This window comes from Roseovarius sp. THAF8, assembly GCF_009363735.1.
Taxonomy (GTDB): domain Bacteria; phylum Pseudomonadota; class Alphaproteobacteria; order Rhodobacterales; family Rhodobacteraceae; genus Roseovarius.
The window spans coordinates 3,246,576-3,268,781 of sequence record NZ_CP045410.1; the positions used below are offsets into that span (position 1 = coordinate 3,246,576).

Consider the following 22,206-nt stretch of genomic DNA (forward strand, 5'->3'; position numbering starts at 1 on the left):
GGCGGCCTGGATTTTCTGCTGTGGTGCCGGTTACTTGCCGATGATGCCGTTCAGCGTCGGGCTGGGGCGCATCACGGCGGCAAGACGGCCTTCGTCGGGGTGGTAGTAGCCGCCGGTATCCGCCGGGCTGCCCTGGGCCGCGGCGAGTTCCGACACGATCTGGTCTTCGTTCTCGGCGAGCGCCTTGGCCATGGGCGCGAATTCCTCGGCCAGCTTGGGGTCGTCGGATTGGGCGGCCAGCGCCTCGGCCCAGTAGCGGGCGAACCAGTAGTGGCTGTCGCGGTTGTCGGGCTCGCCGACCTTGCGCGAGGGCGAGCGGTTGTGGTCGAGGATGCCCTGGGTGGCTTCCTCGATGGTCTCGCCCAGGATGCGTGCGCGGGCGTTGTCCTTGGTCTCGCCCAGGAACTTGAAGCTTTCACCCAGGGCGCAGAACTCGCCTAGGCTGTCCCAGCGCAGATGGTTTTCCGACTGCAACTGTTGCACGTGCTTGGGTGCGGAGCCGCCCGCGCCGGTCTCGAACAGGCCGCCGCCATTCATCAGCTTCACGATCGACAGCATCTTGGCCGAGGTGGCCAGTTCTAGGATCGGGAAGAGGTCGGTGAGGTAGTCGCGCAGGACGTTGCCGGTGATGGCGATGGTGTTCTCGCCCTTGGTGATGGTTTCCAAGCTGGCGCGGGTGGCCTCGCGCGGGGCCATGATCTCGAACTTGTCGGCGACGCCATTGGATTCGAGGATGGGCTTCACGAAGGAAATCAGTTCGGCGTCGTGGGCGCGGGTTTCATCGAGCCAGAAGATCGCGCGGTAGCCGGTGGCCTTTTGCCGTTCGATGGCGAGGTTGACCCAGTCCTCGATGGGCGCCTTGCGGGCAGAGGCGGAGCGCCAGATGTCGCCTTTCTTCACGTCATGCGAATGCAGCACGGTGCCGTCTTCGAGGATCATCTTGACGGTGCCGTCCTCGGGGATTTCGAAGGTGGTCGGGTGGGAGCCGTATTCCTCGGCCTTTTGCGCCATTAGCCCGAGGTTCTGCACCGTGCCGGCGGTGGCCGGGTCGAGTTTTCCGTTTTCCTTGAAGAACTTGATGCTCTCGTCATAGACCGGCGCGTAGGAGCTGTCGGGGATGACGCAGACCGCATCGTGTTCCTTGTTGTCCGGGCCCCAGCCCTTGCCGCCCGAGCGGATGAGCGCGGGCATGGAGGCGTCGATGATGACGTCCGAGGGCACGTGCAGGTTGGTGATGCCGCGGTCGCTGTCGACCATGTACATCGGCGGGCGCGCCGCGCGGCAATCCTCGATGGCGGCCATGATTTCGGCGTCGTCCTTGACGCGCTCCAGCAGGTCGCCCATGCCGGAGGCGGGGTTCACGCCCAGCTCCTTCATCCGGTCGCCGTATTTCTCGAATACCGGCTTCAGCCATTCCTTGACCGCGTGGCCGAAGATGATGGGGTCGGAGACCTTCATCATGGTGGCCTTCAGGTGGATCGAGAAGAGGACACCCTCGTCCTTGGTCTTCTTGATTTCCTCGGCGAGGAAGGCATCTAGCGCGGCGGCGCTCATGTAGGTGGCGTCGACCACGGTGCCGGCGGGATAGCTGACACCGTCCTTGAGGACGGTTTCGCCGTTGGCGCCTTCCAGCACGATCTTGGCGGTTGCGGCGCCGTCGAGCGTGGCGGATGTCTCGTTCGAGAAGAAGTCGCCCGACTCCATCGAGGCGACGCGCGTCTTGCTGTCGGAGGACCATTCGCCCATGCGGTGGGGGTTGTTCTGGGCGTATTTCTTGACCGGCGCGGCGGCGCGGCGGTCGGAGTTGCCTTCGCGCAGAACGGGGTTCACGGCCGAGCCCTTGATCGCGTCGTAGCGGGCGCGGACCTCTTTTTCTGCGTCGGTTTCGGGTGTCTCGGGATAGTCGGGGATATCGTAGCCCTGACCCTGAAGTTCGCGCACGGCGGCGACGAGTTGCGGCACGGAGGCCGAGATGTTGGGCAGCTTGATGACGTTGGCGCCGGGTTGCTTGACCAGTTCGCCCAGGGCGGCGAGGTCGTCGGAGACGCGCTGCTCGTCGGTCAGGTGATCGGGGAAGGTGGCGAGGATGCGGCCTGCCAGCGAGATGTCACGGGTGCCCACGGTGATGTCGGCGGCGGTGGCGAAGCTTTGAATGATGGGCAGGAGGGACGCGCTGGCCAGTTCGGGGGCCTCGTCGACCTTGGTGTAGACGATATCGGGGTTGGAGGTGTCGGCCATCGGAAATACCTTTCGATCAGGACATGACAAAGCGTGAGTCTTGCGCGCGTCATAGACCATGATTGCGGTTTTGACCAGACGGTATGCGACAGTATACCGATTAAATTCCGGGCGCTCAGTGCGGCGGGCTCTGCTCTCGGTCGAGCTTGCGCATGAACTGCGTCAGCAGGAGGGCGAGGCTGGCGAAGATCGCGACGCCGATCAAGAGGGGCAAAGGCGTGCCGTTGAAGGCAAGGCCCACCGGGACGGCCAGCAGGATGGAGCCCACCGTGGCCAGGCCCGCCGTGATCGACGCGGCCATGCCGGCGATGTGGCCCAGGGGTTCGAGCGCCAGGGCGTTGAGATTGCCTAGCGTCAGGCCGATCTGGAAGAATACCGTGACCTGCCAGACGAAGTAGAGCGGGAAGCTGCCGAACCCTGCGAGGAAGGCGGCGAGCACGACGAGGGTCAGCCCGGCCTCGATCATCAGGGCCATCTGGATCAGGCGGCGCATTCCCAGACGCATCACCAGCGCGGCGTTCACCACGCTGCCCAGTGCCGCGACGGCGGCAATGGCGGCGAACCAGAAGGGAAACTCCTCGGCCCGGCCATACGTCACATCCATGATCTGCTGAATGGAGCTGATGGATGAAAAGAGCATGGCGAAACAGAGCGTCTGCACCGCCATCGAGAGACGCACCATGGGATAGCGGAAGACCTCGGCGGCGGCGCCCAGCAGCTTTTGCGGGCGGAAGGCGACGCGGCGGTCGTGGGGCAGCGGCTCGGCCAGGCGGGTGGCCATCCAGAGCACGCTGATGCCGGAAAAGACGAGGAAAGAGACGAAGATGCCGCGCCATTCGTAGAGCGCGATGATGCCGGCCCCGGCCATGGGGGCGATGGCCGGGACGAGGGTGAAGACCAGCATGATGAAGCTCATCAGCCGGGCCATTTCGCGGCCCTTGTAGAGGTCGCGGATGATGGCCATGGCCACGACCCGCGCCGCGGCGGCGCCCAGCCCCTGAAGCACGCGGGCGGCCAACAGGGTTTCCAGTGTGGGTGCCAGAAGCGCCAGAACGGCACCCGCGCAATAGACGCCCGCGCCCCAGATAATGACCCGTTTGCGGCCATAGGCATCCGACAGCGCGCCGACGAAGAAGGTGCCGACGCCCAGGCCCAGCACGAAGCTGCCGATCACCAGCTGCGCCTGGTTGGGCGCGTCGGGCGACAGCTCGGTCCCGATGGCGGGCAGGGCGGGCAGCATCGCGTCGATGGTGTAGGCGACCGTGGCCACCAGCATCGCCATCATCGCCACGAATTCGGCCCGCCCCATGACGGGCGTGGTGGCAGTGGCGGGATGGTCGGTGGGGGCGGTCATGCACGGGCGCTATCACGGCGCCGGGATGTGCGCCAGAGCGGGATTTGCACAGAAGTCCCGCCGTTTTCGCACAGGTGCCTCAGTCGCCGGGCCGGCGGTCGATATTGGCTTGCGCGCCTTCTTCGTCCGAGGGCCGGGGCGGGCCGTGATGCAGCTTGCCCACCAGCCATTCGGTGTGTTCCTCGCGCTTGCGCATGGCGAAGGCGCCAATCTGTTGCACTGCGATGGCGAAGACGCCCAGGCCCACGAAAATGAAGATCGTCGTGCCGATCTTGCCCGCCGCCGTGGCCGGAACCAGGCTGCCGTAGCCGACCGTGGACAGGGTGATGACGGTGAAGAAATAGCTGTCGAGCCAGCTCCAGCCTTCGACCAGATGGAAAAAGACGGTGCCGCCGAGGATGATGGCGGGCAGGGTCGAGAGAAGCAGGAGAAGTCGCAATCCGCGCATTTCAGCCCTCGTGTCGGTGTCGCCGGTCCCAAAGGAACAGGGATGCGGCGTCGATGGCAAGGGGGCAGGCGGGTGCCGGGCGTCATGCCACAGGCGGGGTGTGCTCAGATGGCGGTGTCTTCGCCGCTTTCAAGATTCTCGACGATCTCGTCGATGACCTTGATCCAGAGGTCGGGAGGCTGACAGCCCGGCACGGCGTGCTTGCCCGCGACTATGAAGCAGGGCACGCCGGTTATGCCCATTTCGCGGAAGGCCTTGTCGCGGCCCGCGATGCCCTCGATATCGGCGTCGGAGGCCAGCAGTTTCTGCACCACGGCGGCGTCCATCTCGGCGCTGTCGGCGATATCGCCCAGAACCTCGTGGTCGCTGATATCGCGCCCGTCCTCGAAATAGGCGCGGAAGAGCGACATGGCGACTGCCATCTGGCGGCCCTCGATGCCCGCCCAGTGGATCAGGCGGTGGGCGTCCATGGTATTGGGCGTGCGGGTGATCTTGTCGAAATTGATCGTCAGCCCTTCGGCCTCGGCCCGTTCGGCAATGGGGGCGTAGGCCTGGACGGCACCCTCCTTGCCGCCGAATTTACGTTCCAGGTACTCTCGCCGGTCCATGCCCTCAGGCGGCATGTCGGGGTTCAGCTGGAACGGGTGCCATTCGATCTCGAACGGGTGGCCGGGGCGTTCGGCCAGCGCCTTGTCGAGGCAGGCCTTGCCGATATAGCACCACGGGCAGATCGGGTCGGAGACGATATCAAGCTTGACCATGCAGGTCCTTGTAGATCGGCCGCAGGGCGCGGCGCAGGAGTTTTCCGTTGGCGCCCGTGGGCAGCGCGTCGAGGTGAAAGAACGCACGGGGGCGTTTGTAGGCAGCCAGGTTGTCGTTGACATAGGCCTTGAGCGCGTCCTCGGCAACCGGGGCGGGGGCGGTGTAGAAGGCCATGATGAGGCGGGCGTCCTGCTTGACCTCGATCTCGGTCACGGCGGATTGGGTGATGTCGGGATGGGCGTTCAGGACCGCCTCGACCTCCATCGGCGACACGCGGAAGCCGCCGGCGTTCATCATGTCGTCGGAGCGACCCAAGTAGGTGATATCGCCGTCGGGAGACATGACGCCCTGGTCGCCGGTGAGGAACCAGTCGCCCTGGAAGCGGTCGGCGGTTTCCTCGGGCTCGTTCAGGTAGCCCAGCATCAGGCCGGGGTCGGAGCGGTGGATGGCGATGGTGCCTTCCTCGCCCACGGGCACGGGGCCGTCCGCGCCGATCAGCGCCACCTTGCGGCCCGGTTGCGGGCGGCCCAGCGTGCCGGGCGCTGCGGGGTGATCGGGGCAGCCCGAGATGAAGGTGGAGCATTCGGACATGCCGTAGGCTTCGAAAAGCGGCGTGCCGGTCGCCTCGCGCCAGTGGGCGTCAATGGTGGCCGAGAGCTTTTCGCCCGCTGTCAGGCCGTGGCGGAGTTTCGGCAGGTCGAGCGTCTTGCCGGGCGTGACGAATTTGCGGAAGACGCCGGGGGCGGCGGCGAAGATGGTGGCGTCGTGGCGCTTCATCAACAGGGGCAGCTGGTCGGGCGTGACGGAGGTGGCGGGGATGAGGGCGGTGGCGCCTGCCGTCCATGGATCCATCAGGCCGGTGCCGAGCGTGTAGGTCCAGTTGAAGGCGCCTGCGTGCATCAGGCGGTCCTGTTCGGTGAGGCCGTACCAGCCGTCGACCATCATCTGCCGCGCCCAGATGGCGCGGTGGGCGTGCATCACCGCGCGCGGCGTGCCGGAGGTGCCGGAGGTGTAGATGATGTAGGCCAGCCGGTCGGGGTCGCCCATGTCGAACGCGGCCGGGGCAGTGTCGTGCATGGCGCGCAGGGCATCGGTGCCGATGACGGGGATATCCGTGTCGGGGCAGGGAATGGCGTCGCCCCGCAGGATGGCTTTCGGTTCCGTGGTCTTGAGGATGCCCGCGACCTCGCGCTCGGTCAGTTGCGAGGAGGTGGGGATCGGCACGAGGCCCACGGCGATGGCGCCGAGATAGGCGATGGGGAAGTCGACGGTGTTGCCGAGGCGCATGAGCACACGGTCGCCGGGTTGAAGGCCGTGCTCCAGCAGGCCCGCGCCGGTGCCGAGGACGGCGGATTTCAGGCGCGCGAAGCTGTAGCGTTCCGACCCCGAGAGCCCGAGGATGGCCAGGGCCACCTTGTCCGGCAGGTCGTCCGCGCGGCGCAGCACATGGGCCGCGAGGTTGAACGGCGCGGGGCAGGGCGGAAACGCGGTGGTGTCGGTCTGGGAGCGCATGGAGCGGAGGATTAGGACCGCCACGGCGAAGTTGCAAGCCATGGCGGCGCTGCGTATAGCGTAGGACATGGAAGACAGATCGCCCGTGAGCTTGATCAGGCTGGCCCGCGAAAGCGGGGAAGAGGAAGCGGCCCAGCCGCTGAACCTTGCCGAACGGGTGCGCGATTTGCGCAAGTCGCGGGGCTGGACGCTGGAACAGGCGGCCCGGCAGGCGGGGCTGGCGCGGTCCACCCTGTCGAAGATCGAGAACGGGGTGATGTCGCCCACTTACGATGCCTTGAAAAAGCTGGCGGTGGGGTTGGAGATTTCCATTCCGCAGCTGTTCACGCCGCCGCAGCGCGAACAGGTGAGCGGCCGGATGGCGGTGACGCGGGCCGGGCAGGGCACGGCGCAGGCCACCACGACCTATGAGCATGAGCTGTTGGGCGAGGCTTTGCTGAAGAAGCGGATGCTGCCCTATCGCGCCCGCATCCGGGCCCGGTCGGTCGAGGAGTTCGACGGCTGGGTGCGCCATGACGGCGAGGAGTTCATGTATGTCCTGACCGGGGTTGTGCGGCTCTACACCGAGTTCTACGAGCCGATCGAGATGCGCCGGGGCGATAGCGCCTATTACGACGCCACGATGGGCCATAACGTGGTGTCGGTGAGCGACGAGGATGCGACGATCCTGTGGGTGACATCGCTGGGGTGATGCCGATGTGCATAGGGTCGGCGCGTGGGCTTTCGCCCACCCTACGCAGGCGGCACCTCGCGGTTTTGTGATGCCATGGCGGCCGCATTCCACCGTGACCGAGTGACCCGTGGCCTGTTCCTTGGGGCGGGCTGCCCTATTTCGGCAAACTAACCCGATCAGACGGTTTCGTGCTTTGGCACGGTGCCCCGTATCGGCGTGTGACCGCTTGGAGGTAGTTGATTTGGGTAAGGTTTTCAGGGTCTTGATCGGTCTTTGCGTCGTGGCCGCCTGTGCGGCTGCGGGGCTTTGGGGCACGCAGCAGATCCTGTCGCAAGGCGGATCGGGTGAAGCCGCGTCGGCGCCGCCCGCCATGCGCGTGGAACTGACCCGGGCTGAGACGCGGCAGATCGAGGACCGGGTGAGCGGGGTCGGCACGCTTATTCCGGTGCGCTCGGTCGAACTGGTCCCGGCGGCGGCGGGGCGAGTGACGGGCGTGCCGGTCTCCTCCGGGGAGGAAGTCGCCAAAGGCGAGATTATCGTGCAACTGGACGACCGGGCCGCCCGCGCGGCGCTGGCCGAGGCCGAAGCGACCTTTGCCGAGGCGGAAGACGAATTTCGCCGGGTCGAGGAGCTGACCGACAGCAATGCCGCGGCCGAGGCACGGCTGGAAGAGGCGCGGGCGGCTTATCGCCGGGCGGAGGCGGCACTGATGATGGCGCGCGCCGATCTGGAAGACCGGACGCTGGTGGCGCCCTTCGACGGGATCCTGGGGCTGATCGACATCGAGACGGGCACGTTTCTGGGCGAGGGCATGGCCGTGACGCGGTTGTCGGACATCTCGACGATGGAGCTGACGGTGTCGCTGCCCGAGCGGTATTTCGACCAGATCGGGGTGGGGCAGGCGGTCAACGTGCATACGCCGGCCTATCCGGATGCGGAATTCGACGGCGAAGTGACGGTGCGCGCGCCGGAAGTGAACCTGGAGACGCGCAGCTTCAACATCCGGGCCGAGATCGACAATGCCGACGGGCGCCTGGTGGGCGGCATGTTCGCCGATGCCGAGATCGTGCTGGACACCTATGAGGGGCTGGCGATTGCCGATGACGCGATCATCAGCGAGGGGTTGGCGAGTTATGTCTACACTGTCGCGGACGGGGCCGCCGTGCGCACCGAGATCGAGCCGGGGCAGTCGCTGGGCGCGATGACGGAGGTGCGCGAGGGGCTGGAACTGGACGACCGCGTTGTCGTTGCGGGCTGGGACAACCTGACGGACGGGGCCTCGGTCGAGGTGGTCGAGGATGTGGACCAGCAGGAAGACGAGGCGGCGCAGGGCGACGGCGCGGAGGGCGCCACCCAATGACGCTGCCTGACCTGTGCATCAAGCGGCCCGTGCTGGCCACGGTCATGTCGATCCTGATCATCGTGGTGGGCATTGCCGGGCTGACCCGGATGCCGGTGCGGGAATTGCCCGACACCACCACGGCCGAGGTCACGGTCAGCGTGCCCTATATCGGGGCCGGTCCCGGCGTGGTGGACAGCGAATTGGCCACAGTCATCGAAGGCGCGCTGTCGACCGTGTCGGGCATCGACAGCATGAACACCGAATCCGAGCTGGGCGGGTTGCGCACGGTCATCACGTTTCGCCAAGGCCGGGATATCGACCAGGCGGCGGCGGATGTGCGGGCGGCGGTCGAAGGCGTGGCGGGAGACCTGCCGGAGGAGGCCGAAGAACCGCAGGTGGAGAAGAACGACAGCCAGGGGGACCCGATCCTGTGGATGACCCTGACATCCGAGACCCTGTCGGCCTCGGAACTGACGGATTATGCCGACAGGTTTATCACCGACCGGCTGGAAACACTGAGCGGCGTGGCGGCGGTGCAGATCTACGGCGACCGGGCCTATGCGATGCGCGTCTGGCTGGACCCCGAGGCGATGGCGGCCCGGGGCGTGACCGCGAACGAGATTGCCGATGCGCTGCGGGCCAACAACCTGGAACTGCCGGCGGGCACGATCGAGAACGAGGCGCGGACGTACCTGTTGCGCACCGAGACGCGGCTGTCGAGCGTGGAGGAATTCGAGGACTTGATCGTGCGGTCGGACGAGAATGGTCGTGTCCTTTTGGGCGACGTGACGCGGATCGAGCTCGGCGTCGAGAGCGACGACAGCGAGTTCCGGGCCAATGGCGAGACGGCGCTGGGGCTGGGCGTGCTGCGGCAATCCTCGGCCAATACGCTGTCGATCTCGGCCGCGGTCAGCGAGGAAGTGGAGCGGATCGCGGCGGACCTGCCGGGTGGGACGAAATTGCAGATCACCTCGGACGACGCGGATTTCATCGAGAATTCGATCCGGCAGGTTCTGACAACGCTGGCCATCGCCGTGGGGATCGTGGTGGCGGTGATCTACGTGTTCCTGACCTCTATCCGCACGACAGTGATACCCGCCGTGACCATCCCCATCGCGCTGTTGGGCGCCTGTGCGGGGATCGCTCTGGCCGGGTTTTCGATCAACATCCTGACGCTCTTCGCGCTGATCCTGGCCATCGGGCTGGTGGTCGATGACGCCATCGTGGTGCTGGAGAATATCGAGCGCAAGGTCGAGGAGGGCGAGGACCCCAGGCAAGCGGCACGCACGGGCGCGAACCAGGTGTTCTTTGCCGTGGTGTCGACCTCGGCGGTGCTGATCTCGGTTTTCGTGCCGCTGTCGCTGCTGGAAGGCGAGCTGGGCAAGCTGTTCCGCGAGTTCGGGGTGACGCTGGCCATCGCGGTGGCGCTGTCGACCTTCGTGGCGCTGACGCTGTGCCCGGTGATTGCCAGCAAGCTTTTGAAACAGGGCATGAACGACAGCTGGTTCGCGCGGGCGGTCAAGCGGGTGACGCAACGCACCTCGGACGGGTATCGCAAGCTGTTGACGCGGGCGATCAAGGCGCCGCTGGTGGTGCTGGCGATTGCGGCGGTGCTGACGGGGATGTCCTGGACGCTCTACCAGCAATTGCCGTCGCAGCTGACGCCGGCATCGGACCGGGGCATATTCTTTGTCTCGATCCAGGCACCGCCGGGATCGGCCCTGCCGCTGACCGACAATGCGGTGAGCCAGGTTGAGGACCTGATCGCGCCTTACCGCGAGGACGGCGTGGTCGAGGACACCATTGCCATCGTGGGCCAATACGGCGAGGCGGGCCGGGCGTTCGTGGTGGCGGTGATGTCGCCCTGGGGCGAGCGCGAGATGGGGCCGCGCGATGTTCTGAACGAATTGCGGCCCGAGTTCGCCAAGATCACCCGCGCCAGCGTGCGTGCCTTCGCGCCCTCGGGGCTTGATGCGGGCAGTGGCTCGGGGTTGGAGGTAATCGTCACAGGGCCGAGTTTCGAGGATGCCGCCGAGTTTTCGCGCCAGATGGAAGAAGCGATGCGCGCCAGCCCCGACTTGACCGGGGTGCGGCGGGATTACGAGATCAACACGCCGGGCTTCGACATCAGCGTGAACCGGGCCATGGCGCGGCAGATCGGGGTCGAGGCGCGGGATATCTCGGACGCGGTGCGCACATTCTTTGCCTCGGCGGAGGTGACGGAATTCATCTCGCGCGACCGGCAGTACCCGGTGATCTTGCAGGCGCCGGACGATCGGCGGACCAACACCGCGGATCTGACGGGTGTGAACGTGCGGACCGAGACTGGCGCACTGGTGCCACTGGATGGTCTGGTGACGCTGGAACGGCGCGCGTCGGTGCGGGCTTACAATCGGTATAATCGGCAGCCCTCGGTCGAGATCAGCGCGTCGCTGGTGGAGGGCGTGGACCTCGGCTCGGCCATCGCGACGGTCGAGCAGATTGCCGAGGACATGCCCTCGGCCATGCAGATCAGCTATTCCGGGCAGGCCGAAAGCTATCAGGAGACGTCGGGAGGTATCGCGCTGACATTCGCGCTGGCGCTCTTGATCGTGTTCCTGGTTCTGGCGGCGCAGTTCGAAAGCTTTATTCAGCCGGTGGTGATCCTGCTGTCGGTGCCGCTGGCCGTGGCAGGGGCGCTGATAACGCTGTTCGCGCTGGGCGAGGCGATCAACATCTACACGCAGGTGGGGATGGTGATGCTGATCGGGCTGATGGCCAAGAACGGCATCCTGATCGTGGAGTTTGCCAATCAGTTGCGGGAAGAGGGCCGCAACGTGCGCGATGCGGTGATCGAGGCGTCTGCGGTGCGGTTGCGCCCGATCCTGATGACGGTAATGTCGACCGTACTGGGCGCGGTGCCGCTGGTGCTGTCCACCGGCGCGGGGGCGGCGAGCCGGTTCTCCATCGGGATCGTGATCATCGGCGGGTTCATGTCGGCCTCGGTGCTGACGCTGTTCCTGACGCCGGTGCTGTATGACCTGTTGCAGAAGGACCGGGAAAAGGAAGATGCGCCGGAGGGTGCGGGCGCGCAGCCGGCGGAGTAGCGGCGGGGCGACTCAGATCTCTGATTTGGCGATACGGTGATAGATATGGGTGAAAGTTGCCGCCCCAAGGATCGGGATCACGAGGTTCACCAGCGGGATCGACAGGGGCAGCGCCATCAGGGTGCCGGCCATCCAGATCGTGCCGCGATGTTCCTTGCGCAGCACCTTGGCGTTGGCGCGGCCGACGCGGCGCATGGCGGCCAGCTGAAAATACTCCATTCCCAGCAGGTAGCCGTTCACGCCCCAGAAGATGAAGGGCGTGGCGGGCGGGAACAGGGCGTAGAGAATGAAGGCCAGGAGGTTGGCCGCGATGATGACGCCGAGGAAGTTGACGCTGTCCTTCAGCCCATCGAAGAAGGGCACTGGCGGGACGGCGGGCAGGTTGGGATAGTGCCGGTCCTCGACCGCCTGGGCGACCGTGTCGAGAAAGAGCGAGGTGATGGCCGACGCCACCGGCACCATCAGGAAGACCGACATCAACAGCATCAGGAAGAAGCCGGACCAGCCGAGCAGGTCGTCGATCCAGTTGACCTCGCCGATGATGGGCAGGGTCGTGGTGTCGCCGGTGGCCCACTGGATGAACATCAGAAAGGCGGCGGTGACGGCGACGAGCAGCAGGAACGACAGCGCCACGCCCAGCCAGAAGACCTTGCGGAAGCGCGGATCGCCCAACTGCCCCAAGGCCTTGAAGAAGGCGGTGAAGATCATTCGGTGACCCAGGTGGTGATGGCGTCGATATCCGGGCGCGGACGGTCCGGCGGGGCCGAGGTTTCGGTGCCGAGGAAGACCAGGCCGGCGATGCTTTCATTGTCGGCAAGGCCGAGGCCCTGGGCGACGAAGTCCCGGTCATGGCTGGCCCAGCCGGTGAGCCAGTTCGCGCCCCATCCCGAGGCCAGAGCGGCGTTCAGGAGCGCGAGGCACACCGCGCCGGCCGAATAGGTCTGTTCGATGGCGGGAATCTTGTCGGAGGGTTTGCGCACCTCGACCACGGCGACGGCAAGCTGGCCGTCCTCGTATTGCTTGGCGGCCTTGGCGATGTCCTCTTCCGACTTGCCCAGGGCGGCGCCGCGGTCGCGGGCGAGGGCGGCAAGGCGAGGCATGGCGGCACGATCCAGCACGATGAAGCGCCACGGCTCGAGCTTGCCGTGATCGGGCGAGCGGGCGGCGGCCTGCAGGATCGGCAGCAGCTCATCGCGCGAGGGCGCCGGGCCGGTCAGCGTCTTGGCGGGGCGCGAGCGGCGCGTCAGCAGGAACTCCATCGCGGCGGGATTGGGATCGGGCATGGGGGGCTTTCGTCGTGTCTGATCTGTTGGGGCATATGTCGGGCGGCGCGGTGCGGGCGTCAACCCTTTTGGCGGGGACGGTCAGGCCAATGCGATAGCGAGGCTTTGGTGATTGCACCGCGCGGGATCAAGGCCGTAGGCCGCCGCGCGATCGCCCGCTGACCGAAAGGCGATTGCACGCAATCGCCGAAAGGGGGACCGCCCGGACGGGCTGGCGATTGAGAGAAGTTGGCGATTCGATGGAAGGTCGTGCGGATATGGCTGGGATAAAGTGCGCAGAAAAACCGTCGCATCGCCATCCCGCGGTCTGGCGATCACGCGGCTATTTCTTCCCGCGCGACAGGCTGTAGACCCCTTCGGGCAGGTTCAATGCGGCGCCGAGATCCTGCAGCTGGGTCATGGACAGCGTCACTTTCTGTACCCGGTCGGTGCGTGGATCGAGCTGTTCGATGGTCACGCATTCCTCGAACGCGTTGATGGTGATGTCTTCCTGCAGGGGCACGCTGCCCTCGTCGACGAGGGTGACAACGGTGGAGTCGAATTCGTGCTCTATCGAAAACATGGGGCCACAGTAGCGCATGGTTGCCCGAGCGCAATCGGCTTTGCATCGCGCGTGCGCACGAGGGGGACTGGCCCTCGCCGCAAAGCCTGCTAAAACTAGGGCAACGAGAGCAATTGCAGGTGAGACAGATGCGTTGGAAGGTTCTGATTTGTGCGGTTTTCCTGGCCGGTTGCGAGGTAACCACCACGGGCGGCGAGGCGCCGCAGCCCCGGCCGACCGGCCAGCAGCAACAATCGGTAAAAGCGCCCTCGGGGGCGCAACTGTCGCGGTTTCGGCAGGTTGTGGCACGGGTCGAGCCGGTGGCCGAGCGCGAATGCCGGGCGCGCGGCGGCAACGTGAACTGCGATTTCAACGTCGTGCTGGATGATCGCCCCGGTCGTCCGCCCAACGCGTTCCAGACGCTGGACCGCAGCGGGCGCCCGATCCTGGCCTTTACGGCGTCGCTGATCGCGGATGTGCGCAACGAGGACGAACTGGCCTTCATCTTTGCGCATGAGGCGTCGCACCATATCCGACGGCACATCCCGCGCCAGCAGCAGAGCGCCGCGGCGGGCGCGATTCTGCTGGGGGGTCTGGCGACGATTGCCGGTGCCGGCACGGGTGCGGTGGACGCAGCCACCAATGTGGGCGCGTCCGTGGGCGCGCGCAGCTATTCCAAGGAGTTCGAGCTGGAGGCCGATGCGCTGGGCACGGTCATCGCCAGGAAATCGGGCTATAATCCGGTGCGCGGTGCGGAGTATTTCACCCGCATTCCCGATCCGGGCAACCGTTTCCTGGGCTCGCACCCGCCCAACGCGCAGCGGATCGAGACCGTGCGCCGCGTGAACTCGCAGCTCTGACGGGGTGTCATGCTGCAACTGACCGGCGTGATTTCCGACCGGGGGTCGAAATACGCCGTGTCGGGCGGCGTTGCGCGGGACCGTGCGGCGGTGGACGCGTTTCTCAAGGAACTGAAGCGCGACAAGAAATTCGCCAAGGCCACGCACAACACCTGGGCGATGCTGGATGGCGAGGGCACCGCGCTGAAATCCGACGACGGCGAGGCCGGGGCCGGCATGGTGATCGTGCGGATGCTGGAACGGGCCGACCTGCGCGAGCACGTGATCGTGGTCACGCGCTGGTTCGGCGGAAAGCACCTGGGCGGTGACAGGTTTCGGCACGTGCAGGACTGTGTCAGCACCTACATGGAGGCGCTCGAACAGTCTTGATGCAGATCAAGGCGCGTTCAGGCGGGCTGGGTCAGTGTCGGCGGCAAGGGTGTCCCGACACGCGGCAATGACGCCGGCAGGGAAGGTGGCACCCACGCGACAGGAGGGCGCCATGCCGCAGACGAAAACGATCAGACGTCATACCGAGCTTGTGGACCGCATGGCCGGTACGCTGGGACTGGACCTGGAAGAAGAGGTCTATGCCGGTCAGCTGGATCCCGAAACGCTGTGCGACGCGGTTCTGCGGTGCACGGGCTGTTCCGATCCGGATGGCTGCGAGGCCTGGATGGCGGCGCAGACGGCCCCGGTGGACGCGACCCCGATCATGTGCCGCAACGGCGAGGTTTTCGCCGCACTGAAGGCGGGACTGCGGGTCTGAGCCGTCGCGGCTGTGGCGCTGCGTTAGAGCGGTGCGATGCTCTTTGCCATGGCGCCGGAGATCCCGAGAAAGCAGCAGGCGGTGGCGATCAGTACGCAGGCGTGCCAGATGGCGTTGCTGAATTTCAGCGTGTCCCAGCAATAGAAGACGACGGCGCCGGAATAGATGATGCCGCCCGCGAAGATCAGTGTCAGGCTGTCGGCCGGCAGTGACGGCCACAGCGGGACGATGATGATCAGGCCCAGCCAGCCGAGCGCCACCTGCGGCAGCCAGTGCGTGCTCATCTTTCCGCGCGCGGCCAGAAGTTTCCTCACCGCACCCGACAGCGCCAGAAACCACACCAGCGTCAGCACGGTATAGGCAAAGGGCGTGTTCAGCAGCACGGCAAGCGGCGTGATCGTGCCCGCGATCTTGACGTAGATGGCGGCATGGTCGATCCGGCGCAGAACCGGGCGCAGGGACGTGTGGGCGGCCAGATGATAGGCCGCCGAGGCCGAAAGCATCAGGATCATGGCGAGCCCGTAGACGACGGCCGCAGTCATGGGCCCGGCGGGCAGGTTCCCGGCATTGGCGGTAATCAGGGTCGCGAATCCGACAAGCGCGCTGCCAACCCCGAGCACATGGACGGTGCCATCGGCGATCCGTTCGGCGCGTGTATAGCGTGGGTAGGACATGTCGCGGTCCTTCGGCCTGTGGGTGTCCTGCGGTTTCGTGTCGATCATGACACTGAGATGTCTCGATTATGTTTCAGTTTCAGGGGTTTTCGTTCAAAAATTATGTGACAACATCGTAATCAAAATGGAAACAAAGGCCCGGCCGGGCCTTTGTTTGCTTTTTTGCAAAGGGTTAGCGGGCTTGAAGCCGCGCGAGATAGGCCGCGGTTGACGCTGCGGCAATGCCGTAGATCACGTGGCCCACCAGCGCCACCCAGGTGATGCCGGTGAAGTTCAGGAAGAATGGCAGGCCGGCGATGCTGGTGATGCCGCCGATGGCGAAAACCCAGAGCGCCGCGCCGTAGAGCGCCGAGGCCGGAAGCCAGTGAAGACCGGGTAGGATGCGGGCCAGCGCCGGGCGCGCGATGAAGAGCCAGCCGATGGGATAGGCCAGGAGGCCCACGAAGAAGAGATGCATCAGGTGGCCGTAAGGCGCGGCGTTGGGCAGGCCCAGCGAGCCCAGCAGGCTGCGGGCGAGGCCCACGGGGGCGAGGTTGGCAAAGCCGAGGATCGGCGAGAGCGCCTGGCCGAAGAGGTCGAAGGCCACGGTGCCGGCGGCGCCGGAGAGCAGGATGAGCAGCGCCGTATCGAGGGAAATGGCGGGAAGGGTGCGGGCGGGATCGGTGGTCAGGGAGGTCATGGTCGGGGGTCCTTGTAAGGTGTGGGTTGCGTTGGTGCGGCCAAGCTGCGGCGGACCGATGTGACAATCAACTGACAGGCCCGTGAGCGCACGGATTGGTGTAAATATCTGTGAATGTTGAAATATTTCAGAATTTCACGGGGGCGTCATTCCGGGGTGGAAAGCCGTGACAGACATGCCCGCGTCACCGGCCGACCTCAGCCGGGCGGGGTGACACCCAGCCATCTGAAAGACCGGGCGAGCCAGGCGGCGCCGTCCGTGTGCTGCCACGTGCCATGGGCCATGACGACGCGTGGCGGCGCGCTGTCGATAAGCTGTTGGACCCGGCTGCGCAGCGGGGCGCGGCGCGGCAGGCTGAGCAGGCGCAGATCGAGGGGCGCGCGCCCCGGATCCTCGGTGATGCCGAGAAGCCGGGCGATTCCGCGTTGCCAGCGCGACCAGTGGCGATGCAGGAAGTCGTGGTCGAACGCCTCGCTGGTGTCGGTCAGGATGGCGGTGCGGGACGGACGGTGGAGAAAGACGACCTCGCTGAAGCGGCGCCCGATCTGCAGGTGCCACTGGTCGATCCCCCCGGCCCAGGCGGGCGGCGGGGTGTCGCCCAGCGCGCCGGTGAAGGCAAGGTCGCGGCGCTTGGCGATCGTGCCCGGCGGACCCCAGAGCGCGGCGTCGGGAAAGGCCCGCTGCCAGTCCGACAGGTAGAGATGATGGATCGGATTGGGACTGACGAGATGCGCCACGGGCCCGAGCGCATCGACCGCTTGCCGCAGCGCATCGGTCAGCGCGACCGGCGACCAGACCCAGAGGTCGCCGCCCGGCAGGCGGATGATGACGCTGCGGGTGGGATAGGGGAGGCCGTAGAAGCTGACGATCTCGCCCTCGGCCAGCCAGATGTTGTCGTCGATCTTTTCCAGCGGCATGGCGGGGTGCCTCAGCTTTTGGCGATCTGGCCCCACAGATCGTATTCGCCGGCTTCGTCCACCTCGACGGTGACGATGTCGCCGACGCTCAGGCCCTCGGTGTGCTCGTCGATGAAGAGACAGCCGTCGATTTCCGGTGCATCCGCCTTGGTGCGGCAGGTGGCGATGCCCTCCTCGTCGATATCGTCGACGATCACCTCTTGCACGGATCCGACCTTGGCAGCCAGTTTATCCACAGAAATGGCCTGTGCCTTTTCCATGAAGCGATCCCAGCGGTCCTGCTTGACCTCTTCGGGCACGTGGTCGGGCAGGTCGTTCGAGCGGGCGCCCTCGACATTTTCGTATTTGAAGCAGCCGACGCGGTCGAGCTGTGCCTCGTCGAGCCAGTCGAGCAGGGTCTGGAATTCCGCCTCGGTTTCGCCGGGATAGCCGACGATGAAGGTCGACCGCAGGGTCAGATCGGGGCAGATCGCGCGCCAGGCGGCGATTTCGTCGAGGGTTTTCGCGCCCGCAGCGGGGCGCGCCATGCGTTTCAGGACGTCCGGGTGGGCGTGCTGGAACGGGATGTCGAGATAGGGCAGGACGCCGTTTTCCGGGTCGGCCATGAGAGGGATGAGCTCGCGTACATGGGGGTAGGGATAGACGTAGTGCAGCCGGACCCACGCGCCGAGCTCTCCGAGTGCGCGGGACAGATCGACGATGTGGCTGCGCAGGTCGCCATCCTTCCACGGGCTCACGTCATACTTGCGGTCCAGCCCGTAAGCGCTTGTATCCTGGGAAATAACCAGAAGTTCGCGCACGCCGTTCCCGACCAGTTTCTCGGCCTCGCGCAGAATGGCGTGGCCGGGGCGCGAGGCAAGACGCCCGCGCATGTCGGGGATGATGCAGAACTTGCACTTGTGGTTACAGCCCTCTGAAATCTTGAGGTAACTGTAGTGACGCGGTGTCAGTTTCACCCCCGCCTCGGGCAAAAGGTCGATGAAGGGGTCGGGGCTGGGCGGCACGGCGGTGTGCACCGCGTCGAGCACCTGTTCATACTGGTGCGGGCCGGTCACGGCGAGGACGCGGGGATGGGTGCCGGTGATGTATTCGGGTTCGGCCCCAAGACAGCCGGTGACGATAACACGGCCGTTCTCGGCCAGCGCTTCGCCGATGGCGTCGAGGCTTTCGGCCTTGGCACTGTCGAGAAAGCCGCAAGTGTTCACGATCACCGCATCGGCACCGGAATAGTCGGGCGAGATGCCGTAGCCCTCGGCCCGCAGACGGGTCAGGATGCGTTCGCTGTCGACCAGCGCCTTGGGGCAGCCCAGCGACACCATGCCGATCACCGGCTGGCCCTTTCGGGGCGTCTCGGTCACGCGGGCGCGTGCCAGGTCGGGGCGCAGATCGGGTGGGTTGGTGCTCATGCGGCGCGATATAGTCCGCAAAGGCCAACCGATAAAGCGGAAAAGCTGTTGTTGGGCGCGAGGCCTGCGCCTAGTCTGCAGGGAAAAGAACGGAGAGCAGGATGCGGTGGCTCATTCGCCTTTTCATGATCGTACTGGCGGCGGCGGTGCTGGTCGTCGCGGCGGTCTTTTTCCTGCCCGGTGAGCGCATCGCCGGCATCGCGGCGGACCAGCTGAGCCGCATGACAGGCCGCCAGGTGACGATGAGCGGCGAGACCACCATCAGTTTCTGGCCGATCCTTGGGGTCAGCACCGGCGCGGTCACGGTCGCCAATGCCGACTGGGCGGGCGAGACGCCGATGTTCCGCGCCGACAGCCTGAAGATCGGGGTGGAGCCCCAAGCGCTGTTCGGCGGCGATATCCGCATCACCGGACTGGAGGCCGTAGGGCCGCAAATCAACCTGCGCCGCGCCAGCGATGGCCGGGTCAACTGGGAGCTGAACTTCGAAGGCGTGGCGCCGTCGGGCCAGGGCCAGAGCGACGGCGGCGGTGCACCGGCGCGGTCGAACCGGCTGTCGCTGACACTGGACCGGGCGCTGATCGAGAATGCCTCTTTGGTTTATGTCGATGATGTGGACGGGACCACCGTGCGCCAGTCGGGCGTGGATTTCGATTTGCGGTGGCCGGATTACGACGGCGCGGCGGATTTCGACCTGACATTGCGCCCCGGCGGCGAGGTGGTCGAGATATCCGGCACGCTGGACCGCGTGGGGCATTTCATAGATGGCGGCGTGTCCGACGTGCAGGCGCAGATTACGACCAAGGCGGGCACGGCCAGCTTTGCCGGGCGTGCGGGATCGGCGCCGGAGGTGGCGGGCAAGCTGACCGCGGACCTTGAGAGCACGTCGGAGTTCATGGCGCTGATCGGGCATGGACCGATGGACATCCCCGAAGGCCTGGGCCGGGCCGCGACGCTGGAGACGGACCTGACGTTCAAGGACGACCGGCTGTCGCTGCGCAACACGGCGCTGGGGCTGGATGGCAACCGCTTGACCGGGGCTGCGGACGTGGACCTGAGCGAGGACAGGCCGCGCCTGAATGTGCAACTGAACGCCGGGGCGCTGGATCTGACCGGGTTGAGCGCCGACAACGCCGGCGGCGGAAACGGCAGCGGCAACAGGGGCTCCACTGGCAACGGCGGCAGCGGTGGCGCGGCGGATGACGGATGGTCCAGGGCACCGATCAACGCCTCGGGACTGGCGGCGGTGAACGGAGAGTTCGCGCTGGTTGCCGACAGCATCGACCTGGGCGATTTCAAGCTGGGCACGGTGCGGACGCTGGCGACGCTGGACCGCTCGCGGCTGGTATTTGGCCTGCGTGAGGTGCGGGCGTATGACGGGCTGATCACCGGGCAATTCGTGATGAACAACCGTTCCGGCCTGTCGGTGGGCGGCGATATGATCGCCACGGGGATCAACCTGAAGACTTTTCTGGACGACGCGATGGATATCTCGCGCTTCGAGGCGAAGGCCGATGGAGAGGTGGATTTCCTGGGCGTCGGTGAAAGCGTGCATGCGATCATGAATTCGCTGAGCGGGGGCGGCGCGTTCAAGACCGGGCGGGGCGTGACCTCGGGCTTCGATCTGGACCGGTTGATGCGGTCGGGTAGCGGCACCGGGGGCACGACGGTGTTCGATACGTTGAGCGCAACGTTCACGATGGAAGACGGCAACCTGCTGAACGACGACCTGACGCTTAAACTGCCGCAGGCGAGTGCCGCGGGCGAAGGGCGCGTGGGGTTGGGGGCGCGGGATATCGATTACCTCTTCACGCCGCGCCTGCTGGATGGCGGCAGCCGCGACGGGCTGGCGATTCCGGTGAAAATCCGGGGACCGTGGGCCAACCCGAAGATCACGCCGGACCTGGAAGCGGCGATTGACCTGAACTTCAAGGAAGAGAAGAAGGAACTGGAGCGGCAGGCGCGGGACGAGATCGAGCGCGAGGTCGAGAAGCAGCTGGGGATCGAGCGGCAGGAAGGCCAGTCGCTAGAGGATGCGGCCAAGGACGCGCTGGAGGACGAGCTGGAGCGCGGCCTGCTGAAGCTGTTCGATTGACGGTGCCGGAGACACAGCCTAATCCGGTTTGCCCTTTGCCTGGAACATTTCCAAAAGGCGAATGTCGAGCTACGCTCGACTGGCGCGCGGCGTTTCGCGAAAATCTGTGGTTCAGGTTTTTCGCGAAACGCTTTAGGAGCCGGGCATGACACTGAATTCCGTGACCGAAGACTTCATCGCGCAGCTGCGCGCCACGTTGCCAGAGGCGGCGTTCCGCGAGGTGATGCCGTCCTACCTGGAAGAGCCGCGCGGGCGCTGGAAGGGGCAGGCGGGCGTGCTGGTCGCACCCGGCAGCACCGAGGAGGTCGCGGCCGTGGTGCGTGCCTGTGCCGAGGCGTGCGTGCCGGTGGTGCCTTATGGCGGCGGCACGGGGCTGGTGGGCGGGCAGTTGTCGCCCGAGGGGCCGGTCCCAGTACTGCTGAGCCTGGAGCGGATGCGGGCCGTGCGCGGGGTCTGGCCCGAGGAAAACGTGATGGTGGTCGAGGCGGGCGCGATCCTGCAGGACATCCATGCCGAGGCGGACGCGGTGGACCGGCTGTTTCCCTTGTCGCTGGCCGCCAAGGGCAGTGCGCGGATCGGTGGCAATCTGGCCACCAATGCGGGCGGCGTGAACGTGCTGCGCTACGGCAATGCGCGGGACCTTTGCCTGGGGTTGGAAGCGGTGCTGCCGGACGGCACGATCTGGCACGGGCTGAAGCGGCTGAGGAAGGACAATACCGGCTATGACCTGCGCAACCTGCTGATCGGGTCCGAAGGCACGCTGGGGGTGATCACCGCCGCGGCGCTGAAGCTTTTCCCCAAGCCCGCCGGGGAAGGCACGGCGCTGATGGTGGTGGACGGCCCCGAAGCGGCGCTGCGACTGCTGTCGATGGCGCGCGATCACATGGGCGAGGGCGTGTCGGCATTCGAATTGATGCATCGTGCGGGGCTGGATTTTTTGGCAGAGACCATGCCGGACATGCGTCTGCCTTTCGCCGAGCCACCCGAGTGGTTCGTGTTGATCGATATCGGGTTGGCCAAGGGCCTTGATCCGGCAGAGGCGCTTGAGGCGCTCTTTGTTGAGGCGGCTGAGGCCGGGTTGGTGAGCGACGGCATGATCGCGCAGTCCGAGGCGCAGCGGCAGGAATTCTGGGAGGTGCGCGAGACGATCCCCGAGGCCAACCGGCGGATCGGCGCGATCGGCAGCCATGACATTTCCCTGCCGCTGAGCGCGGTGCCGGGCTTTATCGACAAGGGCAATGCGGCACTGAAAGAGCTGGGACCGTTCCGCATCAATTGCTTCGGGCATCTTGGCGACGGGAACCTGCATTACAACGTGTTTCCGCCCAAGGGCGAGGCGCGCGACGGCTATACGGGCCAGCGCGACGCCATCAAGCGGCTGGTGCACGACCTGGTGCACGAGATGGACGGATCGGTGTCGGCCGAGCACGGGATCGGGCGGTTGAAGGTCGATGACCTGGAACGCTATGGCGATCCGGCGAAACTGGCGGCGATGCGCGCGATCAAGGCGGCGCTGGATCCGAAGGGCATCCTGAATCCCGGCGCGATCCTCAGGCTGCCGCCGGATGGGAATTGAGTATTTTCAGCAAG

20 protein-coding genes are annotated in these 22,206 nt (G+C 66.0%); 8 read left to right on the forward strand and 12 right to left on the reverse strand.

From position 1 onward, the window contains the following. Window positions 1-30: 30 nt before the first annotated feature. The 5 genes from FIU85_RS15905 to FIU85_RS15925 form a co-directional block, all read right to left on the reverse strand. Window positions 31-2,238, reverse strand: a complete 2,208-nt coding sequence (locus tag FIU85_RS15905) for an NADP-dependent isocitrate dehydrogenase (RefSeq protein WP_152497581.1) — start codon at window positions 2,236-2,238, stop codon at window positions 31-33. Window positions 2,239-2,353: 115 nt separating this feature from the next. Continuing rightward, window positions 2,354-3,592: a multidrug effflux MFS transporter gene (locus FIU85_RS15910; protein ID WP_152493502.1), complete on the reverse strand. Its 1,239-nt coding sequence runs from the start codon at window positions 3,590-3,592 to the stop codon at window positions 2,354-2,356. A 79-nt stretch (window positions 3,593-3,671) separates the two neighbouring features. Beyond that, on the reverse strand, window positions 3,672-4,040 hold the full coding sequence (locus FIU85_RS15915; protein WP_152493501.1) for a potassium channel family protein: 369 nt from the start codon (window positions 4,038-4,040) through the stop codon (window positions 3,672-3,674). A 104-nt stretch (window positions 4,041-4,144) separates the two neighbouring features. Further along, window positions 4,145-4,801, reverse strand: a complete 657-nt coding sequence (locus FIU85_RS15920) for a DsbA family oxidoreductase (RefSeq protein ID WP_152497582.1) — start codon at window positions 4,799-4,801, stop codon at window positions 4,145-4,147. After that, window positions 4,788-6,314 (reverse strand): class I adenylate-forming enzyme family protein, encoded by a 1,527-nt coding sequence (locus tag FIU85_RS15925; protein WP_152498283.1) that lies wholly within the window; start codon window positions 6,312-6,314, stop codon window positions 4,788-4,790. The genes FIU85_RS15920 and FIU85_RS15925 overlap by 14 nt, the downstream gene beginning before the upstream one ends. Before the next feature lie 67 nt (window positions 6,315-6,381). Here FIU85_RS15925 and FIU85_RS15930 point away from each other — a divergent pair, with 67 nt between their 5' ends. The 3 genes from FIU85_RS15930 to FIU85_RS15940 all read left to right on the forward strand — a co-directional run bounded on the left by FIU85_RS15930 (window position 6,382) and on the right by FIU85_RS15940 (window position 11,415). Next, complete coding sequence (locus FIU85_RS15930; protein ID WP_152493499.1) at window positions 6,382-7,005, forward strand: helix-turn-helix domain-containing protein; 624 nt, start codon at window positions 6,382-6,384, stop codon at window positions 7,003-7,005. 244 nt (window positions 7,006-7,249) lie between these two features. Continuing rightward, window positions 7,250-8,347 (forward strand): efflux RND transporter periplasmic adaptor subunit, encoded by a 1,098-nt coding sequence (locus FIU85_RS15935; RefSeq protein WP_152493498.1) that lies wholly within the window; start codon window positions 7,250-7,252, stop codon window positions 8,345-8,347. Further along, complete coding sequence (locus FIU85_RS15940) at window positions 8,344-11,415, forward strand: efflux RND transporter permease subunit (protein WP_152497584.1); 3,072 nt, start codon at window positions 8,344-8,346, stop codon at window positions 11,413-11,415. The genes FIU85_RS15935 and FIU85_RS15940 overlap by 4 nt, the downstream gene beginning before the upstream one ends. A gap of 12 nt (window positions 11,416-11,427) precedes the next feature. Here FIU85_RS15940 and FIU85_RS15945 read toward each other — a convergent pair whose 3' ends face one another. The 3 genes from FIU85_RS15945 to FIU85_RS15955 all read right to left on the reverse strand — a co-directional run bounded on the left by FIU85_RS15945 (window position 11,428) and on the right by FIU85_RS15955 (window position 13,260). Beyond that, a complete protein-coding gene (locus FIU85_RS15945) occupies window positions 11,428-12,123 on the reverse strand; it encodes an EI24 domain-containing protein (RefSeq protein WP_152493496.1) in 696 nt (231 codons plus the stop codon). Further along, complete coding sequence (locus FIU85_RS15950; protein ID WP_152497585.1) at window positions 12,120-12,698, reverse strand: nitroreductase family protein; 579 nt, start codon at window positions 12,696-12,698, stop codon at window positions 12,120-12,122. Before FIU85_RS15950 ends, FIU85_RS15945 begins: the two co-directional genes overlap by 4 nt. Before the next feature lie 322 nt (window positions 12,699-13,020). Beyond that, complete coding sequence (locus tag FIU85_RS15955) at window positions 13,021-13,260, reverse strand: hypothetical protein (protein WP_152493494.1); 240 nt, start codon at window positions 13,258-13,260, stop codon at window positions 13,021-13,023. A 128-nt stretch (window positions 13,261-13,388) separates the two neighbouring features. Here FIU85_RS15955 and FIU85_RS15960 point away from each other — a divergent pair, with 128 nt between their 5' ends. From FIU85_RS15960 to FIU85_RS15970, 3 genes are all read left to right on the forward strand, one after another. Beyond that, window positions 13,389-14,099: a M48 family metalloprotease gene (locus FIU85_RS15960; RefSeq protein WP_152497586.1), complete on the forward strand. Its 711-nt coding sequence runs from the start codon at window positions 13,389-13,391 to the stop codon at window positions 14,097-14,099. A gap of 9 nt (window positions 14,100-14,108) precedes the next feature. Next, window positions 14,109-14,468 carry a YigZ family protein gene (locus FIU85_RS15965; protein ID WP_152493492.1) on the forward strand — a complete coding sequence of 120 codons (360 nt, stop codon included), beginning with the start codon at window positions 14,109-14,111 and terminating at the stop codon, window positions 14,466-14,468. Window positions 14,469-14,580: 112 nt separating this feature from the next. Next, entirely contained in the window at window positions 14,581-14,847 is a 267-nt protein-coding gene (locus tag FIU85_RS15970) for a DUF6455 family protein (protein WP_152493491.1), read from the forward strand. Window positions 14,848-14,870: 23 nt separating this feature from the next. Here the strand turns inward: FIU85_RS15970 and FIU85_RS15975 are convergent, their stop codons facing one another. The 4 genes from FIU85_RS15975 to rimO all read right to left on the reverse strand — a co-directional run bounded on the left by FIU85_RS15975 (window position 14,871) and on the right by rimO (window position 18,523). Continuing rightward, window positions 14,871-15,569 carry a hemolysin III family protein gene (locus tag FIU85_RS15975; RefSeq protein ID WP_152497587.1) on the reverse strand — a complete coding sequence of 233 codons (699 nt, stop codon included), beginning with the start codon at window positions 15,567-15,569 and terminating at the stop codon, window positions 14,871-14,873. A 124-nt stretch (window positions 15,570-15,693) separates the two neighbouring features. Next, window positions 15,694-16,200 carry a hypothetical protein gene (locus tag FIU85_RS15980; RefSeq protein ID WP_152497588.1) on the reverse strand — a complete coding sequence of 169 codons (507 nt, stop codon included), beginning with the start codon at window positions 16,198-16,200 and terminating at the stop codon, window positions 15,694-15,696. Window positions 16,201-16,397: 197 nt separating this feature from the next. After that, window positions 16,398-17,117, reverse strand: a complete 720-nt coding sequence (locus FIU85_RS15985) for a DUF4336 domain-containing protein (RefSeq protein WP_152497589.1) — start codon at window positions 17,115-17,117, stop codon at window positions 16,398-16,400. A gap of 11 nt (window positions 17,118-17,128) precedes the next feature. Continuing rightward, window positions 17,129-18,523: a 30S ribosomal protein S12 methylthiotransferase RimO gene (gene rimO, locus FIU85_RS15990; RefSeq protein ID WP_152497590.1), complete on the reverse strand. Its 1,395-nt coding sequence runs from the start codon at window positions 18,521-18,523 to the stop codon at window positions 17,129-17,131. Between the two features lie 101 nt (window positions 18,524-18,624). Here rimO and FIU85_RS15995 point away from each other — a divergent pair, with 101 nt between their 5' ends. Both FIU85_RS15995 and FIU85_RS16000 read left to right on the forward strand, forming a co-directional pair. Continuing rightward, window positions 18,625-20,616: an AsmA family protein gene (locus FIU85_RS15995; RefSeq protein WP_152497591.1), complete on the forward strand. Its 1,992-nt coding sequence runs from the start codon at window positions 18,625-18,627 to the stop codon at window positions 20,614-20,616. A 145-nt stretch (window positions 20,617-20,761) separates the two neighbouring features. Next, window positions 20,762-22,192: an FAD-binding oxidoreductase gene (locus FIU85_RS16000; protein ID WP_152497592.1), complete on the forward strand. Its 1,431-nt coding sequence runs from the start codon at window positions 20,762-20,764 to the stop codon at window positions 22,190-22,192. Window positions 22,193-22,206: the final 14 nt, after the last annotated feature.

Coding starts and splice junctions, on each gene's coding strand:
- FIU85_RS16000 (WP_152497592.1), top strand. CDS start 20,762: ATGACACTGAATTCCGTGACCGAAGACTTCATCGCGCAGCTGCGCGCC.
- FIU85_RS15970 (WP_152493491.1), top strand. CDS start 14,581: ATGCCGCAGACGAAAACGATCAGACGTCATACCGAGCTTGTGGACCGC.
- FIU85_RS15925 (WP_152498283.1), bottom strand. CDS start 6,314: ATGCGCTCCCAGACCGACACCACCGCGTTTCCGCCCTGCCCCGCGCCG.
- FIU85_RS15910 (WP_152493502.1), bottom strand. CDS start 3,592: ATGACCGCCCCCACCGACCATCCCGCCACTGCCACCACGCCCGTCATG.
- FIU85_RS15960 (WP_152497586.1), top strand. CDS start 13,389: ATGCGTTGGAAGGTTCTGATTTGTGCGGTTTTCCTGGCCGGTTGCGAG.
- FIU85_RS15945 (WP_152493496.1), bottom strand. CDS start 12,123: ATGATCTTCACCGCCTTCTTCAAGGCCTTGGGGCAGTTGGGCGATCCG.
- FIU85_RS15965 (WP_152493492.1), top strand. CDS start 14,109: ATGCTGCAACTGACCGGCGTGATTTCCGACCGGGGGTCGAAATACGCC.
- rimO (WP_152497590.1), bottom strand. CDS start 18,523: ATGAGCACCAACCCACCCGATCTGCGCCCCGACCTGGCACGCGCCCGC.
- FIU85_RS15920 (WP_152497582.1), bottom strand. CDS start 4,801: ATGGTCAAGCTTGATATCGTCTCCGACCCGATCTGCCCGTGGTGCTAT.
- FIU85_RS15955 (WP_152493494.1), bottom strand. CDS start 13,260: ATGTTTTCGATAGAGCACGAATTCGACTCCACCGTTGTCACCCTCGTC.
- FIU85_RS15915 (WP_152493501.1), bottom strand. CDS start 4,040: ATGCGCGGATTGCGACTTCTCCTGCTTCTCTCGACCCTGCCCGCCATC.
- FIU85_RS15905 (WP_152497581.1), bottom strand. CDS start 2,238: ATGGCCGACACCTCCAACCCCGATATCGTCTACACCAAGGTCGACGAG.
- FIU85_RS15995 (WP_152497591.1), top strand. CDS start 18,625: ATGCGGTGGCTCATTCGCCTTTTCATGATCGTACTGGCGGCGGCGGTG.
- FIU85_RS15940 (WP_152497584.1), top strand. CDS start 8,344: ATGACGCTGCCTGACCTGTGCATCAAGCGGCCCGTGCTGGCCACGGTC.
- FIU85_RS15950 (WP_152497585.1), bottom strand. CDS start 12,698: ATGCCCGATCCCAATCCCGCCGCGATGGAGTTCCTGCTGACGCGCCGC.
- FIU85_RS15985 (WP_152497589.1), bottom strand. CDS start 17,117: ATGCCGCTGGAAAAGATCGACGACAACATCTGGCTGGCCGAGGGCGAG.
- FIU85_RS15980 (WP_152497588.1), bottom strand. CDS start 16,200: ATGACCTCCCTGACCACCGATCCCGCCCGCACCCTTCCCGCCATTTCC.
- FIU85_RS15930 (WP_152493499.1), top strand. CDS start 6,382: ATGGAAGACAGATCGCCCGTGAGCTTGATCAGGCTGGCCCGCGAAAGC.
- FIU85_RS15975 (WP_152497587.1), bottom strand. CDS start 15,569: ATGATCGACACGAAACCGCAGGACACCCACAGGCCGAAGGACCGCGAC.